7 protein-coding genes and 1 pseudogene are annotated in these 19,055 nt (G+C 65.4%); 4 read left to right on the top strand and 4 right to left on the bottom strand.

Annotation, left to right across the window (positions count from 1 at the left end; genetic code table 11):
* Nucleotides 1-492: 492 nt before the first annotated feature.
* The 4 genes from OIE12_RS25755 (at nt 493) to OIE12_RS25735 (ending at nt 12,683) form a co-directional block, all read left to right on the top strand.
* On the top strand, nt 493-1,680 hold the full coding sequence (locus tag OIE12_RS25755; RefSeq protein WP_329139203.1) for a hypothetical protein: 1,188 nt from the start codon (nt 493-495) through the stop codon (nt 1,678-1,680).
* A gap of 39 nt (nt 1,681-1,719) precedes the next feature.
* Nucleotides 1,720-2,786 (top strand): IS630 family transposase gene (locus OIE12_RS33530; protein ID WP_443053820.1). Its coding sequence is split into 2 segments (ribosomal slippage): nt 1,720-2,163 and nt 2,166-2,786, totalling 1,065 coding nucleotides; the frame shifts between segments, so codons are not numbered across the junction.
* Nucleotides 2,787-2,825: 39 nt separating this feature from the next.
* Nucleotides 2,826-5,552 carry a LamG domain-containing protein gene (locus OIE12_RS25740; protein ID WP_329139201.1) on the top strand — a complete coding sequence of 909 codons (2,727 nt, stop codon included), beginning with the start codon at nt 2,826-2,828 and terminating at the stop codon, nt 5,550-5,552.
* A 585-nt stretch (nt 5,553-6,137) separates the two neighbouring features.
* The gene (locus OIE12_RS25735; protein WP_329139199.1) at nt 6,138-12,683 is read left to right on the top strand and encodes a polymorphic toxin-type HINT domain-containing protein; all 6,546 of its coding nucleotides are present in this window, start codon (nt 6,138-6,140) and stop codon (nt 12,681-12,683) included.
* Nucleotides 12,684-13,649: 966 nt separating this feature from the next.
* Here OIE12_RS25735 and OIE12_RS33525 read toward each other — a convergent pair.
* From OIE12_RS33525 to acnA, 4 genes and pseudogenes are all read right to left on the bottom strand, one after another.
* Nucleotides 13,650-13,781 (bottom strand): annotated as a pseudogene (locus OIE12_RS33525) (transposase); the annotation flags it as partial.
* Nucleotides 13,782-14,021: 240 nt separating this feature from the next.
* Nucleotides 14,022-14,381, bottom strand: a complete 360-nt coding sequence (locus tag OIE12_RS25730) for a hypothetical protein (protein WP_329139197.1) — start codon at nt 14,379-14,381, stop codon at nt 14,022-14,024.
* A 443-nt stretch (nt 14,382-14,824) separates the two neighbouring features.
* Complete coding sequence (locus tag OIE12_RS25725) at nt 14,825-16,021, bottom strand: helix-turn-helix domain-containing protein (RefSeq protein WP_329139194.1); 1,197 nt, start codon at nt 16,019-16,021, stop codon at nt 14,825-14,827.
* Nucleotides 16,022-16,232: 211 nt separating this feature from the next.
* Nucleotides 16,233-18,947, bottom strand: coding sequence for an aconitate hydratase AcnA (gene acnA / locus OIE12_RS25720; RefSeq protein ID WP_329139192.1), 2,715 nt, complete (start codon nt 18,945-18,947; stop codon nt 16,233-16,235).
* Nucleotides 18,948-19,055: the final 108 nt, after the last annotated feature.

Below are 19,055 nucleotides of genomic sequence, written 5' to 3'. Positions count from 1 at the left end.
CTACAGTCCGTCCACTTTTGAAGATCCTGTGACTTCGAGGTGGGGACTTGCGGAGTGGGGGGCGAGTGTCAAAGCGTACGTCTGTGTGGTCTCGGCGCAGCAGAGTCTGGATGGCTGTGGCGGCTGGCGCAGCGGTGGTTGGAGTAGTTCAGCCGACTGCGTCCGCAGCACCCGGCCATGCGGATCCGGCCGCCAAGACGGTCACCGATGCGGCGACACGGAAGACGGCCGCGACGGAATCGGTTGCGGTGGCTGCTGCTGCGGAGAGCGGCTCGAATGTGGAGATCACTTCGTTGCGCAGCGAGTCCGGCGAGGTGTATGCCACGCCGGACGGGCAGTTGGAGGCAGTACAGCATCTGCAGCCGGTGCGCGCGGGTCGACGGCGCATGGAAGCCGGTCGACAACACACTGGCCAAGCACGCGAACGGCAGCGTGGCGCCAGCGGCAGCCGGGGTGGGGCTGGAGTTTTCCGGCGGGGGTAACGGTCCTCTGGTGACATTGGACCGCGCTGGCCGGAAACTGGCGTTCACCTGGCCGACATCCCTGCCTGTGCCAGTACTCGACGGCAACAGCGCGCTCTACAAGGATGTCTTGCCGGATGTAGACCTGAAGCTCAGCTCGGACACAGACGGGTTCTCCGAGCTGCTGGTGGTCAACACCGCTGAGGCCGCGAAGAACCCGGAGTTGGCCGAGTTGAAACTGAAAATCGACTCTTCCGGTCTGGATCTACGGACCACGGGCGAGGGCGGCCTGGAAGCGGTGGACGAGACGGCAGGGGGTGTGGTGTTCCAGGCGCCCAAGCCGATCATGTGGGATTCCGGCCAAGCAGACGAAAAGGCGACCACGACTCTGGCGGCCCGAGACACAAGGGCGACCACCGACGGAACCCACGGCCCAGGAGACTCCTCGAACGTGGCGCCAATCGGGATGGCGATCTCCAGCGACGGCAGCCGGCTGAGCCTGACTCCCGATCAAGGCATGTTGACCGATCAGGACACGACGTTCCCGGTGTACATCGATCCGCAGACCTATACCCCCAAAGCGGGGGAATGGACGATGGTCTCGCAGTATTGGGCTTCCTCGCCTCAATGGCGTTTCAACGGTGACGCGGACGCGGGCGTTGGTTTTTGCGGTTGGGACTACTGCGCACCAAACGACATCAAACGGCTGTTTTTCAAGTTCCCGACGTCCCGCTTCGCCGGGAAGTCGATCGTCGAGGCGACGTTCGTCGGACACGAGACGTGGTCGGGCTCGTGTGATGGGCGGTCGGTACAGCTATGGCGGACGAAGTCGTTCAGCTCCTCAACGACTTGGAACAGTTCGGACGACAACTGGCTCGACCTGCTGGACTCACGGGATGTAGCCAAGGGAAATAACTCGAACTGCCCCGGTGGCAACGTAGAGTTCGATGCGACAACTGGAGTGAAATACGCAGCCTCCCATGACTCCTCTTACACCTCCTTCGGGCTCAAAGCCACAAGCGAGGTGGACAAGGTCGCGTGGAAGCGTTTCTCGAACGACGCGTATCTGCAGGTGAAATACAACACCCCGCCCAAACAACTGTCGATGAAACAACTGACGATGTCGCCGGGCGCGACGTGCAAGAAACCGGATAAGAAGGTCCGAGTTCGCTCCCTGCCGAAAATAATGGCTACTGAGGTTGAACTCGTGGTGTCGTAGGGGCTGACGGCTCGTCGTCTCTGCGGTATCACCGAAGGCATGCGGTATCCACAAGGGGGCGGCCTGACCGCCGAACGGCAGCAGTTCCGCGAGGAGTTACGGCTGAAGGCGGCTGAGAGGTTCGCCCAGGGTGAGGCGAGCTCGGTGATCGCCAAGGACCTGCGCGTCAGCGTCCGCTCGGTGCAGCGGTGGCGGCAGGTGTGGGACGAGGGCGGTCCGCGGGCTCTGCGGTCGCAGGGGCCGGCGTCGCTGCCGCGACTGACTCAAAAGCAGTTCGCCCAGCTGGAGACAGAGCTGGCCAAGGGCCCGGCCGCTCACGGCTGGGAGGACCAGCGGTGGACCCTGAGCCGCGTGAAGACGGTGATCGGCCGGCGCTTCCACCTGGCCTACACGGTCCAGGGCGTGCGCAAGCTGCTGGTCCGTAACGGATGGTCCTGCCAGGTCCCGGCCCGACGCGCCATGGAACGGGACGACGATGCGGTGGCCGGGTGGGTCAAGGAGGTGTGGCCCTGCGCGGAAGGCTCGCGGCGGTGAGTGGAGCCTGGCTGATCTTCGAGGACGAGGCCGGATTCTCCATGACGCCGCCGCAGGCGAAGACCTGGTCCCAGCGCGGCCGAACCCCGGTGGTGCGGGTACGCGGCCGTTCACGCAGACGGATATCGATCGCCGCGCTGACCTGCTACAAACCAGGCCACCGGTCCCGGCTGATCTACCGGCCGCGCCGGGACGACGGCCCGCGCGACGGACGCAAGAGCTTCTCCTGGCGCGACTACCGGGACCTGCTGATCGCCGCCCACCAGCAGCTCGGCGGCCCGATCGTCCTCGTCTGGGACAACCTGAACGTCCACAAAGCCGCCGACCTGCGGGAATGGGCGGCAGCCCGGGACTGGCTGACCATTTACTACCTACCGCCCTACGCACCCGGCCTCAACCCCGTCGAAGGGATCTGGTCACTGCTGCGGCGCGGCTGGCTCTCCAACGTCGCGTTCAGCACTCCCGAACACCTCGTCCAGCGCATCCGACGCGGCCTACGGCACATCCAGTACCGCAGCGACCTCATAGACGGCTGCCTCGCCGAGACCGGCCTGGCCATCCGACCCGCCTGAGCAATCCAGCGACATCAGCAGTTCAACCTCAGTAACAACGTGAAGGACCCGGACGGAGACCGCGTCACCGTCCGATTCCAACTGTGGTGGGACGCAGGCAACGGCTTCAAGGCGCAGTGGACCTCAGACAGGAAGGGAACGCTGGCCTCGGGGTCCGACTTCAGCGCTCAACTGCTCGAGCAGATCACCAGTACCAAGAAGATCCCGAAGAACACCACGTTGGCCTGGTACGCGCGCGTGGAGGACTACGACGAGGGCATTTACTACAGCCACTCGCCCTGGTCGGGAGCGGGGTCGGCAACCGGCTGCTACTTCGTGTGGGACACCAGTGTGCCTGCCGGACCAACCATCACCTCCGGTGACTATCCGGCTGCGAACGACAGCAACCCGAACGACCCGGAGTACGACGGCGTAGGACGCTACGGCACCTTCACCGCCGATGCCAAAGATTCGGATGTGACCAAGTATTGGTACGGCGTGAACGAGGAGCCGTCATCCGACAACACCGTCACTACGACAGGTGGGGCTGCGAAGACGATCAGCTTCCGACCAACCCGGCCAGGTACCAACTTCGTCTACGTACAGGCCTTTGACTCGGCGGGCAACGGCAGTGAGCCGTCGACCTACCAGTTCCGGGTGAAGGCCGGGCAGCCCACCCGCGCCCAGTGGAAGCTGGACGACGCAGCGGACGCTGCCCAGGCGGGGGGCAGCGCGGGTGAGCGGAAACTGTCCCTGCACGGTGGCCCGACCCTGGGCGTGGAAGGAGCCATGGGCAAGGCCGCATCCTTCGACGGAGTAGACGACTACCTGGCCTCGGACATCCCGACGGTGGATACCTCGGTCGGCTTCTCGGTCTCTGCGTGGGCCAAGCTCGACAAGCTGCCGGACGGCGCGGCGGTGATCGCGGCGCAGCCCGGCAACAATTCGCCCGGCTTCGAGCTGTACTACACCAAGACGTATGACCGGTGGGCGTTCAACCAGTACAGCGCTGACACGGCCGCGGCCACTCCAGTGAGGGTGATGCAGGCCTCGGCAGGTGGTGCAAAGCCGGGAGTGTGGACCCATCTGGTGGGTTCGTTCAGTACCACCACCGATGATCTGCGTCTGTATGTGAATGGGGTGCTGGCCGGCACCGTGGCTTATGACTCGCCTTGGGACGCGCGGCGCGGTCTGCAGATCGGCGCGGGCTCGTACGACGGGGCACCTGGCGCGTTCTTTCCGGGCACGATCGACGACGTCCGTATCTTTGACAAGCCCCTGGGCCAGGACGAAATCACGGCCCTGTACGGCAAGCAGGACTCGGTCGGCACCGGCCGCCCGGCTCGTGCGGTCTTCCCGCTGGACGAGGCGGCCTCCGACGCCGACGGCAACGCCACCAGCCAGATGGCCGGGCAGGCCCAGGTGAACCCCGCTGTCTTCAAGGGCGGTGCGAAGCCGGGCGAGACCGGCCGGGACGGCAAGGCATTGTCCCTGGACGGCGTCGACGACTACGCCACCACTACCCCGCATGTGAACAATGCGAGGGCGTTCTCGGTGGTGGCCTGGGCGAAACTGCCCAAGACTAAGCCCACCCACGCGGCCGCGATCATCGCGCAGACCGGTACCAACAAGCCCGGCTTCGAGCTGTACTACTCCGCCACCTATGGCTGGACGTTCAACCAGTACGGCACAGATGCCGCGGACGCCGCCTCCTACCGGGCCACCCAGGGCAGCGCGGACCTGGCGCCGGGCGGTGAGTGGACCCAGGTGGCTGGCTCGTACGACGCGGTCGACAACTACATGCGCCTGTACGTGCAGGGGAAGTACGTCTCCCGGGTCAACCTGCCCACCCCGTTCTACGCGGGCGGCCCCATCCAGATCGGCGCGAGCAAGTCCGGTACGTCCAACGTCAGTTACTTCCCCGGGCAGCTCTCCGACATCCAGCTGTACGACCGGGCGCTGTCCGCGCAGGAAATGGCCGAGCTGTTCGACAGCCAGGTCAGCGTCGAAGGACGCTGGAAGCTAGACGCGGCCACCGGCTCGCCGGCGGCCAGCGCCGACGACTTGGTCCGCGAGGACCACACCGCACACCCGCTCACTCTGGGCAGCGCTGCCAAGATCGATGCCTCGGGAAGCAACAACATGGTCGGCACCGGTGGCCTGCTGTTGGATGGCACCGCCAATGGCTATGCCTCCACCAGCGGCTCACCGATCGACACCAGCGCAAGCTTCACCGCCTCCGCCTGGGCGACCGCTCCGGCCCGGCCGGCGAAGCCCGTCACGGTAATGAGCATGGCAGGGACGTCCACCAACGGATTCGTCGTGCGCTATGTGCCCGACGACACCGACCCGGCCAATGCTGGTCGCTGGCAATTGGAGATGGCGAACGCTGATACGACCGCCGCGGCCACTTCGACAGCCGAGCACACGAACTTCCAGAACAACAGTTCCTGGAACCATCTGACCGTTGTTTACGACGCCTACGCCGGCCAAATGCGCCTTTACGTCGATGGCGTGGTGCAGCAGACACTGTGCGCGGACGACGACGATGACGGCACCCCGAACGACGAGACGTGCACGGACAAGGTGTCCTGGAACTCCTCGGTGCTGCCCTTCGCCGCGACCAAGGGGCTGCAGTTGGGCCGGGCTAAGCACGGTGCCAACGGTTGGGGCGAGTACTGGTCCGGCGTCATTGACGACGTGTGGGTCTTTCAGGGAGCAGCCAGCGACGCTCAGATCACTGCGCTGGCCAACGGAGCCGAAATCCCCACCAGTCCCGGACCGTAATACGCAGGTGGCGGGAGGCGACGCTGCACTGGCCTCCCGCACAGGACCTCCCAGGCCGACAGCGACAGCAGGCTGCCGTCCGGCCACCCCCGTCCGACGGGGCCCGTGTGACGTACATGGCAGGGCATGACGCCAGTGAGGGGAACAAGCGTGGCAGGCAGAAACAGCCGGCACATACGCCGCAGAATCGCGTTCGCCATCTCGACAGTGTTGGTCAGCTCCCTCCTCCAGGCCACGGCGACGGCCACGGCCGAGGTGAGCACCCTGGCCAAACCCCCTGTATCAGAGCGCCCTTTGCTTGGGCACGGGGTGAAGATGACGCCGCGCAGGAGCGAGGGCCCCCGGGTCCCGAAAGCCGCACCCAAGCACGCCTGGGCCAAGCCCGGTTCGGCCACCGCTACCCTCTCGGACGGGGTCAAGACACCGGCTCGCGCGGGACAATTGCCCATTGCCCTGGCTCCGCCGAAGGCCGACGCCAGGACCACTGGAAAGAGGGGGAAGGCACCCAGCACGTCCTTCAGCGGAAAGGCCACCGTCCGTGTCCTTGACGCGAAGACCAGCCGGCGTGCGGGTATCAACGGCCTGATGTTCACCCTTCAGCCTCAACCGGACGCGCAGCCTGGCCGGGCCAGGGTAACCGTGGACTACACCGAGTTCGCGCAAGCGTACGGCGGTGCATACGCCGCCCGCCTGAAGCTCGTACGCCTGCCTGCCTGCGCAGCCATTGCCCCCGGCAAGAAACAATGTGCCACAGCCACGCCTCTGGCTACAGACAATGACGCTACGGCGCACACATTGACCGCCGATACTATGTTGTCGCCGACCTCTACTGAGGGCGGCGCGGCCAAGCCGTTGGTGCTGGCCGCCACTGCCGGTTCCTCCAGCGACCATGGCGACTACTCGGCCAGCCAACTGTCAGCCTCTTCTGCGTGGAACATCAATCTAAGCACAGGAGACTTCTCCTGGTCGTATCCCATGAGCTTGCCGGCCGTGCCCGGGGAGTTCGTGCCACAGGTGCAGTTGTCGTACTCCTCCGGGGGTGTTGATGGACGCACCTCGAACAGCAACAACCAGGCGTCCTGGGTAGGAGATGGGTTCAGCCTGTGGCCAGGCTCCATCCAACGCACCTACAAGCCGTGTGCCGACGACGGTGTCACCCATACAGACGGAAAGAAGCCCGGAGATCTGTGCTGGGCCTATGACAACGCGACACTGTCCTTCAACGGGCATTCTGGCGAATTGATCGCAACGGGGGCTAATTCTTTCAAACTCGAAGGCGATGACGGAACCAAGGTCGATCGAATTTACGGCAGTTCCGACAATGTTCGCTCCAACGGCGCTCACAACGACGAATATTGGCGCGTCACCACCACCGACGGCACGCGCTATTACTTCGGCTACAACAAGCTGCCCGGCTGGACGAACGGTGATGAAACTACCGACTCCACATGGACGGCCCCGGTGTACGGCGACGACGAAGGCGAACCCTGCCACGGTTCGACTTTTTCCGACTCCTGGTGTCAGCAGGCGTGGAGCTGGAACCTCGACTACGCCGTCGATGTCCATGGCAATGCGATCGCCTACTACTACACCAAGGAAACCAACTATTACGCGCGCAACCTCACAGCGGCGGACGAGACAGCCTACGAGCGCGGCGGCTATCTGGACCGGATCGAATATGGCCTGAAGTCGTCGTCGATGTACGACACCAAAGCGCTCGCCAAGGTCGACTTCACCTCGGCCGAACGCTGCCTCCCCGAATCGGGAGTGACCTGCGACGCTTCGACGATCGACGACAAGTCCTTCTACTGGTACGACACCCCGTGGGACTTGCGCTGCACTTCAGGTGCGGACTGCACCAAGGCTGCCTCGCCGACCTTCTGGACACGCAAACGGCTGACTGGCGTCACGACCGAGGTGCTGCAGAGCAATGCCACGTATGCGCCGGTCGACTCCTGGGCGTTGCAGCACCGCTGGGGCATGGCCGACATCGACTACCAGTTGCTTCTGGACTCCATCCAGCACACCGGTGAATCGGCCTCTCCCCACATCGCTCTGCCCAAGGTCACGTTCGGCTACGACCAACGCACGAACCGACTCGACATCTCAGGCGACGACACAGCACCGTTCATCAAGGAGCGCCTGGCCACCATCGCGGACGAATCTGGTGGACAGGTCGATGTGGCGTACTCCACCGCCACGTGTGACGCCGACGATCTGCCGTCGCCGCAGACCAACACGACCCGCTGCTACCCGGTCTACTACACGAAACAAGGCGACAGCGACCCTACTTTGCAGTGGTTCAACAAGTACGTCGTCGACCAGGTCACCCAAACCGACCGCACCAAGTCTTCTCCGCCAATGGTTACCCGCTACTCCTATCTTGACGGTGCGGCCTGGCACTATGACGACGATGAAGGGATCACGAAGGAGAAGTACAAAACCTGGTCGACGTACCGCGGTTACACCCATGTTCGCGTCCAGACCGGAGGAAATGACCCGGTCGGCATGAAAACACAGACCGACCACTACTTCCTCCGCGGCATGGACGGAGACAAGAAATCTCCCACTGGGGGCACCAAGTCCGTCACGGTCCCGGACGACGCCGGCGGCACCATCACCGACCACGAGTCCGCCGCCGGTTACGAATACAAGACCGAAAACTACAGCGGACCCAACGGAAAGATTCTCGGCAAGGCGGTCAACACCCCCTGGCACTATGAGACAGCCAAACGGGTTCGCTCGTGGGGCACTACCACCGCCAACCTGAGCGGCACCGCCGAGGAAAAGCAGTGGACCTCGCTCGACGACGGTGCGGGATCCAAATGGCGCATCACTTCCACCCACATGCGGCACGAAAACGTGACGGGGCGAGTCAAGGAAGTCGATGACTACGGCGACAATTCCACGTCCGCCGACAATCAATGCACCCGCACCACCTACACCGACAACACCACCAATTGGATATTCGACGCGCCGTCTCGCGTTGAAACCGTTGCAGCCTCCTGCGCCGACTCCCCGGACCGTTCCAAGTACGTTGTCTCCGACATCCGCACGGCTTACGACGGACAGGATTACGGCGCGGCACCGACCAAGGGTGACGTGACACGTACCGCAACGTTGAAGTCGCATGACGGCACGACGGCCACTTACCTCGAATCCGAGCTGAGTTTCGACAACTACGGTCGCCAGCTGAACAGCAAAGACATCAGTGCCACCGTCACCGCGACCGAAACCAGTGCGCCCGTACGTACAGCGCGCACGGACGGGCGTACCACCACCACGGCCTACAGCCCCACTGCCGGATTCGCCACCAGCGTGACCGTCACCACGCCGCCGGCCACCACCAACGCGGCCACTGCGCAGACCACCACCACGACCTACGACACGATACGTGGTCTGCCGGTGAGCGTTGCGGACACCAACGGCAAACGTACAGACACCGCCTTCGACGCGCTCGGCCGGAAGCTGAAGATCTGGCTGCCCAACCGCTCCAAGGCCAACAGCGACACCCCCAACTACGCGTTCTCGTACAGCACCGATGGCAACGGGCCTGTGGCGGTGGGCACCAAGACACTCAAAAACGACGGTACCCAGCGCACCAGCTACACCCTCTACGACGGCTTCCTCCGTGCCCGACAGACCCAGGTCCCGGGCCCCAACGGAGGCCGCCTACTCACCGACAACTTCTACGACGAACGCGGCCTGACGGCCAAACAGTTCGCCGCCTACTACAACCCCAGCGCACCCACCACGAGCCTGCTCGACCTCAACGAGCAACTGTCCGTCCAGACGCAGACTTGGAACACCTACGACGGTCTCGGCCGCGTCACCAAGTCCCAGCAGGTGGCGGGTGACGCCGACGGTGGCAGCGACAGCAAGGTACTGTCCACCACCCTCACCACCTACGGCGGCGACCGCATCTCGGTCACGCCGCCCCACGGCGCCACGCCCAGCACCACGGTCAGTGACGCCCGCGGCCGAACCACGGATCTGCTGCAATACCACGGTGATACGCCCACGGGCGCCGCGGACACCACTCACTACGACTACGACCAGCGCACCGGCAAGCTGCACCGGTTGACCGACCCGGCAGGCAACAAGTGGACCTACGCTTATGACCAGCACGGTAACCAGATCAGCAGCGACGACCCGGACAAGGGACACACGGATTCGCGCTACGACGACCGCGGCTACCTGACCTCAACCACGGACTCCCGTGGCAGGACCATCACACACGTCTACGACGGACTGGGCCGCGAGACGGAGACGCACGACGGACCCAGCGCCTCCGAACCGCTGCTCACAAGGCATGTGTGGGACCCGACCGGCTACGAAGGACAACTTGCCTCCGCGACTCGCTACGTCGGGGGCGCAGCCGGAAGCGCCTACACCACTGCTTACAGCCTCTACGACAACTTGTACCGCCCGACTCGCACCACCGTCAGCATTCCGGCAGCCGAAAACGAGCTGGCCGGGTCGTACCAGTCGAACACCAAGTACAACCTGGACGGCACGATCCAGTCGACCAGCTACCCTGCCGCCGGCGGCCTCAGCAGCGAGGTTCTCACTCCGACCTACGACGACATGATGCGCGTCAAGAAGCTGGACGGCACCGGCAACGAGACCTACGTCGCCGACACCATCTACGACTACACCGGCAAACCCCTGCAGTACGCGTTTCAGGCCCGGGATTCCAAGACCACTCAAGTCACCAACACCTACCAGTGGGGCACCCAGCGCCCAGCCACCTCCACTGTCCGGCGACAGGACGTCGCCGGAACAGACAAGGCCGCCACATTCGCGTACGACGAGGCCGGCAACATCACCTCGATCAAGGACGTCTCCCGCGACGGCACCGACAACCAGTGCTACCTCTACGACTACCTCGGCCGTCTGACAGAGGCATGGGCACAGCCCACCGAGACATGCGTCGACACACCGAACGCCGACGCCCTGGGCGGCCCGGCACCGTATTGGCAATCCTTGTCCTACGACACTGTCGGCAACCGCAAGACCGAAACCACCCATGCCGTCTCGGGAGACGCGGTCAAGGACGTCACGAGCACCTACACCTTCCCGTCCGCAGGCGCGATACGGCCCCATGGCCTCACCCAGGTCGACATCAGCAGCCCCACAGGTGTCGCGACGAACAGCTACACCTACGACGCCGCGGGTAATACCCACACCCGCACGGTCGGAGGCAACACACAGACCCTGGACTGGGACTCCGAAGGTCACCTCGCCAAGGTCACTGCCGACGACGGCAACGGAGGTACCGCCACCACCTCGTACGTCTACGACGCGGACGGCAACCGCCTCATCAGCCGCGGCACCGACGAAGCCACCCTCTATCTAGGCTCCACACAGCTCACCCTCACCAAGGGCTCCACCACTCCGAAGGCCACCCGCTACTACGACCTCGGCGGTGGCAACCAGGCAGTCCGTACCGACGACAAGGAACTGACGTTCCTCATCGGTGACCATCAGGGCACATCCCAGCTCGCCATCGACGCCACCGACCTGACCGAACAACAGCGTCGAGCCACACCCTTCGGAGCACCACGCGGCACAGAGCCCTCGAACTGGCCGGGCCAGAAGGGCTTTGTCGGAGGTATCAAGGACGCCGCCACCGGACTGACCCACCTGGGCGCACGTGACTACGACCCGCAGACAGGCCGCTTCATCTCGGCCGACCCAATCATCGACCCTGCCGACCCCCAGCAGATCAACGGATACAGCTACAGCAGCAACAGCCCCGTCACACGATCAGACCCGAGTGGTCTGCTGGAACACTGCGGCGACGGCCCGTGCAGGATAGACAGCGATGGCAACGGGCAGCTGGACCGAATTGACTCTGGTCCGTTCATCGTCGGAAACAACACGGGTAAAAAGAGTTCGGGCGGTGACGGAAGCAGCACCGCGGGCGTCGGCCGATACTCCGACGGCCAGCCCCGGATCAACGGAATCAGAGTTCCGGAGTTCAAAGAACTCAGCTTTTACGCGGCTCTGGACGCAGACCAGGACACCTACGCCTACCGGTTCCAGAAGTGGGTCAACAATATCTGCTCCAGCTCGCCAGGCCCCTCCAAGCAATACGACGCCTTCTGCCGAACCACTGCCAAGGCCGGCCTGTGGGGTCAGGAGCAGAACGATCCGTTCGGAGTCAAGGCCAACATCCACTGCATCACTGGGCGCGGCGACTGCACGGAAGCGATCATCACCGACCTGCTGACCGTCGCAAGCTGGGGAATAGGACGAGTGGCCGCCAGTGCCCGGTTCCTGTCCATGGCGGAGAAAGCAGCGCCGGAAAGCGCCTCTGCCCTTAGATCTCTCGGACTGATCTGCAGCTTCAAGGCGGACACCAAGGTCCTCCTGAAGAACGGACGAACCAAGCCGATCAGCAAGGTGAAGCCCGGCGACCAGGTCGAAGCAGCCGATCCCCGAAGCGGACACCACCAAGGAGCACGAAGGGTCACCGCTCGGCTGGTCCACCATGACAGCGACCTCATCGACTTGAAGATCCGGAGCCCCAAGGGGAAGACGAGCACCCTGCACACGACCTCCGGCCATCCCTTCTGGGACGAAACGGCGCAGGCATGGATACCTGCGGCCCAACTCACCCCGGGCCATCAGCTCATCACCGCGACGAACCACCACGTGGACGTCGCCGCCGTAACGGCACACCGCGGCTCCGCCGACATGTACAACCTGACGGTGCTGGAACTGCACACCTACTATGTACTCGCTGGGCAGACGCCGGTGCTGGTGCATAACGCCTGTGGAGACATTGAGCTGGGGCCGGGCGGGGGAACTGCTGACGCCCTGGCCTCTTTCACCTCTACGAAGCCTGAGACAGAATTTGTCTTCGATGCGAGCACGGGAAGATTCCTGGCAGGTGATCGTGAGCGCATTCCCGGGGGCCTCAGCCCGCATGAGCAGCTTGCGGAGAAGGCGGGGATGGATAGAGGGACAGTTCTGGGAGGCACACTCTTCCGAGACAACGGACGCCTGGTGTTCACGGAAAATAGCGGTCACTACGGCCATAGATGGACGGACACCACACGCCAGCAGTTCCAAACATTCATGAGCGATCGAGGCGTCGACTTCGACTACAGGCAATGGGGTTGAGATGAGTAACTGGACTCCGGTGATGTACCGAGGAGACGGGGCATGGATCGGTATCATGCCTGACGGCCGCATTGGGGTCGGCGTGGAATCGGAAGGGCGTGCTGCCCTTACGGGCTCCGGGTTCGTTCCCATGTGGCCCTACATGGAGCGTGACCTCTCTGAATCCTTGACTGAATTCTCCGACTCGTGGGAGCAACTCGGCCAGGGCGACATATCAACTCCTGAGAGGCTAATTGAGTTGACGGTCGAGTCGGCGTGGAAGTCTGGCCGCTCGTACTGGATGCAAGTGGCCGCTCCGTGGGTGATTGAAATGTCTCACCGAAAGGACTTCAACCAAGATGTCGTGCGAAAAATTCTCAGGCAAATGCAAAACTCTGAGGTGTTGCCCGTAGAGGTTCGGGAGCAGGCGCGGCGCGCTAGCGAATAAACTGTTCCTGCAAATGTCTCGTCAAGAGCCCCGCCGGGAGGTCGCGCGGGGCTCTTCACGTAGCTTGCCGGAAGTAGTTGAGCAAAATGCCAGCCCGCGGGGACCACGCAAAGGGAGACGTTGTCGCCATTGGGCTCGCTGATTTTTGTGGTGAGGTTGATTGAGCAGGACGAAGGTTCACTCAACGACGTAGCGGAGCTCGCCCAGGCCCTTGATGTTCGGGGCCCTTGCGGGAGACGATCGGCACGGCCCGGCGCTTGCGCAGTTCACGACGGGTGGGATGCCGTCGACCAGGGCGAGGGTCTGGGTGATGTCGTTGACGCCGCCCGCTGCGGTGATGGCCCCGAACGAGGCGCCACATCCGTCACAAATCAGATGGTGTTCGCTGCCCGTCTTCCGCCGGTCGACCGGTGCCGGCTTCCCTCTCTTGGCGCAGACGTGGGAACCGTCGACGCATACCCTGGACCAGCCCAGCTCATCGGCCGCATTCAGCTTGGCAAGCGGATCTGGTGCAGTTGGTCGAGGGCTCCGGCCTGCTGTCATCGCTCGAGGCGCCGCCAGCAGGTCTGGCCGGAGCCGAAGCCCGGCTCCGGGGGCAATAGTTGCCAGGAGATGTTGTTGTGCAGCACGTACAGGATGCCTAGCAGGCACAGCCGGTCCGGCACCGGGCTCGGGCTCGGAGCCCGCTCAGAACGGGCGGCAGGAGTGGCTCAATCATCGCCCACAGGTCATCGTCCACGATCCACGGCCAAGTACTCGCCCCACTCCCGAACGGCTGGCTCCTCACATCAGTCACGGCCTACCGGGCCACTTCAACAAAATCGTGTTACGAGCTCATAGGGTGTGATCCGCTCCGGCCAGGGCGCGACAGTTGCCCGGCGGGAACGGAAACGCGTACGGCGGTGGCCGGGTCAGGCGCGCTGAGTCGGTTGCGAGGCGTCCGGTTCGTCGTCCTCGTCGTCGATGGCGTCGAGGTCTTCGTAAGCCGGTGAAGGCAGGCGCTCGCCACGGCTCACCGCGATCCGGTGCACATGGGTCAGCGCCTCGGTGAGTTGGACCGTCAGCAGGTGCAGTTCACCTTGCGTCCACTGGCGCTTGTCCAGAACCCGGCCGGCTTCCTGGATGAGTTCGTCGGCCAGACCGATCTGGGCGGACTCCATGTTGTCCGCGAGCCGGGACAGGTATCCAGTCCCCTCGCCCGCGAGATAGCACGGCTTGCCCTCCGGCCCGGCCCAGGGCAGCAGACGCAGTTGTCCCGCCGGGCTCACCATGCCCGTACCTCCGCTCCGCCGACCAGGCGGGCGTCGATGCCGATGCCGTGCACGGCCGGCCGCGTCACGCGTCGCCGTGCCCGTCGGTGCTGTTGCTCCCGGCGCTCGTGCTCGACCAGGTATGGGCGGACCAGCCCGTTTTCCTCGCCTCGCAGTACGGGGAGAGCCGATGCGCGGGACGGACACGCGGTCGGGGCCTCCGCACAGAGGCCGGCGGACGGCTGATCGGAGCTGCGATGGCGGCCCGGCGCGGGCAACAGCAGCCGCAGCAACGGCTCGAAAATGCGGACGATACAGTGCGGCACGTCGACGCTCCTTGTCAGCGTTGGCCATGCCCCCGGACCGTTTGCCCGGTCGCGGGGGTTCTGACGAGACGTCAGCCTGCCGACCGGCGATGCACGGCGATTGCACCAAGAAGTGCAACCTCCCTTGTCCGGGATCTGCTATATCCCGACCCACTCCGCATACTGCGCCAGCGCATGGCTGCGCGTCTGCTCCTGCCGTCTCAGGGCGAGCACCGTCTCTCGGACGGTCGGGTGGTAGCGGGTCTGCTGCGGGGCGATACGCCGGGCCCGGTGCAGGCAGTCCAGCGCCTGCTCCGGGTTGCTGGACCAGGCATGGGCCCGGCCGAGGTCCATCCAGTGGTGCCCGGCCCGGGAACGGGTCCAGCCGCGCGGAACGCGTACATCCGCGGCAAGTTCGATCGCGCGCCCGAAGTCGTCCATCTCGGCGGCAATGGCGACGGCGTGCACACCGACATTGGTCGGCCCCCAGGTGACGCCGAAGTCGGGTAGTTCACCCGTGACCCGGGCGAGGGCGCGGGCTTCGGCCAGACGCGCGTCCGCGTGATCCCGGTCCTTCATGCGGCCCGCGATCACCGCGGCCCGCAACTGCATCACGCCCCGCACGGCCTGGGCGCCTGCCGGGCGGCGCCCGTCCTCTCCGGCGAGGTCGCGCAGGGCCCTGTCGATCACCCGGAGACCCACGTCATAGCGGCCGGACGACATCGTGGTCTGCGCACGCAGGTAGGCGTGCATGGCGGCCAGGGCCGGCTCGTCGGCCTGCGGGGCCGTCCACGCCAGACGGTCCAGCGCGACGGTTGCCAGATCGATGTAGCCGAAGTTCCACGCCACGGTGAACACACACCGGAACGTCCCCGCCAGACACTCGTAAGCCAGCCGCTGCTCTTCCCCGGTAGCGGCGTGCACGGCATGCACCGACTCCTCGATCAGTGCCGGCAAATCGCGCACCATGTCCGTGTACTGCGCCTGACGGCGCTGTACCAGGGCGCGCTGCACGTCAGCCCGGATCAAGGCAGCCGGACGGGGCCCCGTCTCCCAGTCGAGAGCGATGTCCCAGTTCTCCAGACCCTCACGGATCGGCTGGATCAGCGCGTCCATCCGGTCCCGGCGCAGCTCCTCGGCGTATGGCTGCCCCAACAACTCGGACGTGGAAGCGCCCAGCGCGCGGGCACAGGCCGCGACAAGAGCGGGGGAGGCAGGCTTCTGCCCGCATTCCACCTTCGACAACAGAGACTTCGATACATGTGCCCGCATCGCCAGCCCCTGCTGGGTGAGGCCGCGCTGCTTCCTGATATGGGCGATCCGGGCGCCGGTGTGCTCCTCGGTGCTCTGCGACACGGCGGACTCCGTTCTGCGGGAACACTGAGACGGTACCCCGTTTGCGTCGCCCGGGTTCAGCCGAACAACGATCACCCGGTCCCCCACCTGCCCCGCATCCGTCGGCCCGAGCCCTCGGCCACACTCCAGCGCGCCCGCGGCGTCGTCGCACAAGACGAGGGCCGCACCCCCGTCTCCGGGGATGCGGCCCTCAACCGCCGTGCGGCAGCGCCTACTTGCGGATCAGGCTGCGCAGCACGTACTGCAGGATGCCGCCGTTGCGGTAGTAGTCCGCCTCGCCGGGGGTGTCGATGCGGACGACCGCGTCGAACTCCACGCCGGTGTCGGTGGTGACCTTCACCGTGCGCGGGGTGGTGCCCTCGTTGAGCGCGGTGACGCCGGAGATGGAGAAGGTCTCCTCGCCGGTCAGGCCGAGGGAGGCCGCCGTCTGGCCCTCGGGGAACTGGAGCGGCAGCACGCCCATGCCGATGAGGTTCGAGCGGTGGATGCGCTCGTAGGACTCGGCGACGACGGCCTTGACGCCGAGGAGCGCGGTGCCCTTGGCGGCCCAGTCGCGGGACGAGCCGGAGCCGTACTCCTTGCCGGCCAGGACGACCAGCGGCACACCGGCCGCCTGGTAGTTCTGCGAGGCGTCGTAGATGAACGACACCGGACCGCCGTCCTGGGTGAAGTCGCGGGTGTAGCCGCCCTCGGTGCCCGGCGCGATCTGGTTGCGCAGGCGGATGTTGGCGAACGTGCCGCGGATCATGACCTCGTGGTTGCCGCGGCGCGAGCCGTAGCTGTTGAAGTCACGGCGCTGGATGCCGTGCTCCGTGAGGTACGTGCCGGCCGGGGTGTCGGCCTTGATGGCACCGGCCGGGGAGATGTGGTCGGTGGTGACCGAGTCGCCCAGCTTGGCCAGCACGCGGGCGCCGGAGATGTCCTCGACCGGGGCCGGCTCCATGCCCATGCCCTCGAAGTACGGGGGCTTGCGGACGTAGGTGGACTCGGCGTCCCACTCGAAGGTGTCGCCCGTGGGGATCGGCAGCGCCTGCCACTGGGCGTCGCCCGCGAAGACGTCGGAGTAGGACTTGTTGAACATGTCCTCGCCGATGGCGTTCGCCACGACGTCGTTGACCTCGGCCTCGGAGGGCCAGATGTCCTTGAGGTAAACGGGGTTGCCGTCCTGGTCGGCGCCGAGGGCGTCCTTGGTGATGTCCACCTTCATCGAGCCGGCGATCGCGTACGCGACGACCAGCGGCGGGGAGGCGAGGTAGTTCATCTTGACGTCGGGGTTGATGCGGCCCTCGAAGTTCCGGTTGCCGGAGAGGACAGAGGTGACGGCGAGGTCGTGGTCGTTGACCGCCTTGGAGACCTCGTCCGGCAGCGGGCCGGAGTTGCCGATGCAGGTGGTGCAGCCGTAACCGACCAGGTTGAAGCCGACCTTGTCGAGGTAGGGGGTCAGGCCCGCCTTGTCGAAGTAGTCGGTGACTACCTTGGAGCCCGGGGCGAGCGTGGTCTTGACCCACGGCTTGCGGGTCAGGCCCTTCTCCACCGCCTTCTTGGCCACCAGCGCGGCGGCGACCATGACGTACGGGTTGGAGGTGTTGGTGCAGGAGGTGATGGCCGCGACCGTCACCGCGCCGTGGTCCAGCTCGTAGGTGGTGCCGTCGGGGGCGGTGACCGGGACCGGGTTGGCCGGCACGCCGTCGGCGGCGGCGGGGGCGTCGGAGGCCGGGAAGGACTCCTTGCCCGCCTCGTCCACGCTGTCGACGTAGTTGCGCACGTCCTGCTTGAACTGCTCGGCGGCGTTCGCCAGGACGATGCGGTCCTGCGGGCGCTTCGGGCCGGCGATGGACGGCACGACGGTGGACAGGTCCAGCTCGAGCTTCTCGGAGTAGTCCGGCTCGGCCTTGGGGTCCAGCCAGAGGCCCTGCTCCTTGGCGTAGGCCTCGACGAGCGCGAGCTGCTGCTCGGAACGGCCGGTGAGCTTCAGGTAGTTGAGGGTCTCGGCGTCGATCGGGAAGATCGCGGCGGTGGAGCCGAACTCCGGCGACATGTTGCCGATGGTGGCGCGGTTGGCGAGGCTGGTGGCGCCCACGCCCTCGCCGTAGAACTCGACGAACTTGCCGACCACGCCGTGCTTGCGGAGCATCTCGGTGATGGTCAGCACCAGGTCGGTGGCGGTGGTGCCGGTGGGCAGCTCGCCGGTCAGCTTGAAGCCGACGACGCGCGGGATCAGCATGGAGACCGGCTGGCCGAGCATCGCGGCCTCGGCCTCGATGCCGCCGACGCCCCAGCCGAGGACGCCGAGGCCGTTGACCATGGTGGTGTGCGAGTCGGTGCCGACCAGGGTGTCGGGGTACGCCTGGCCGCCCCGCACCATGACGGTGCGGGCCAGGTGCTCGATGTTCACCTGGTGGACGATGCCGGTGCCCGGCGGGACGACCTTGAACTCGTCGAACGCGGTCTGGCCCCAGCGCAGGAACTGGTAGCGCTCGCGGTTGCGGCCGTACTCCAGCTCGACGTTCTGGGCGAAGGCGTCGTTGGTGCCGAACTTGTCGGCGATGACGGAGTGGTCGATGACCAGCTCGGCCGGGGCCAGCGGGTTGATCTTCGCCGCGTCGCCGCCGAGCTCCTTGACGGCCTCGCGCATGGTGGCGAGGTCGACGACACAGGGCACACCGGTGAAGTCCTGCATGATCACGCGGGCCGGGGTGAACTGGATCTCCTGCGACGGCTGTGCCTGCGAGTCCCAGCCGCCGAGGGCACGGATGTGGTCGGCGGTGATGTTCGCGCCGTCCTCGGTGCGGAGCAGGTTCTCCAGCAGGACCTTGAGGCTGTAGGGGAGCCGGGCCGAGCCCTCCACCTTGTCCAGGCGGAAGATCTCGTACGACTCGTCGCCCACCTGCAGCGTGCTGCGGGCGTCGAAGCTGTTCGCCGACACGACGGTCTCCTTCATTTCTGTGCGCGTTCCACCGCATCCTGCCGTTTCGACGTCACCACCGATCCGCTAAGGTAAGGCTTAGTTAGGTAACCCTTACCACCGGACCGA

Source organism: Streptomyces sp. NBC_00670, assembly GCF_036226765.1.
In the GTDB taxonomy this organism is placed as follows: domain Bacteria; phylum Actinomycetota; class Actinomycetes; order Streptomycetales; family Streptomycetaceae; genus Streptomyces.
The sequence above is the reverse complement of the archived record's forward strand: the minus strand, read 5'-3'. Positions and strand labels throughout refer to the sequence as shown.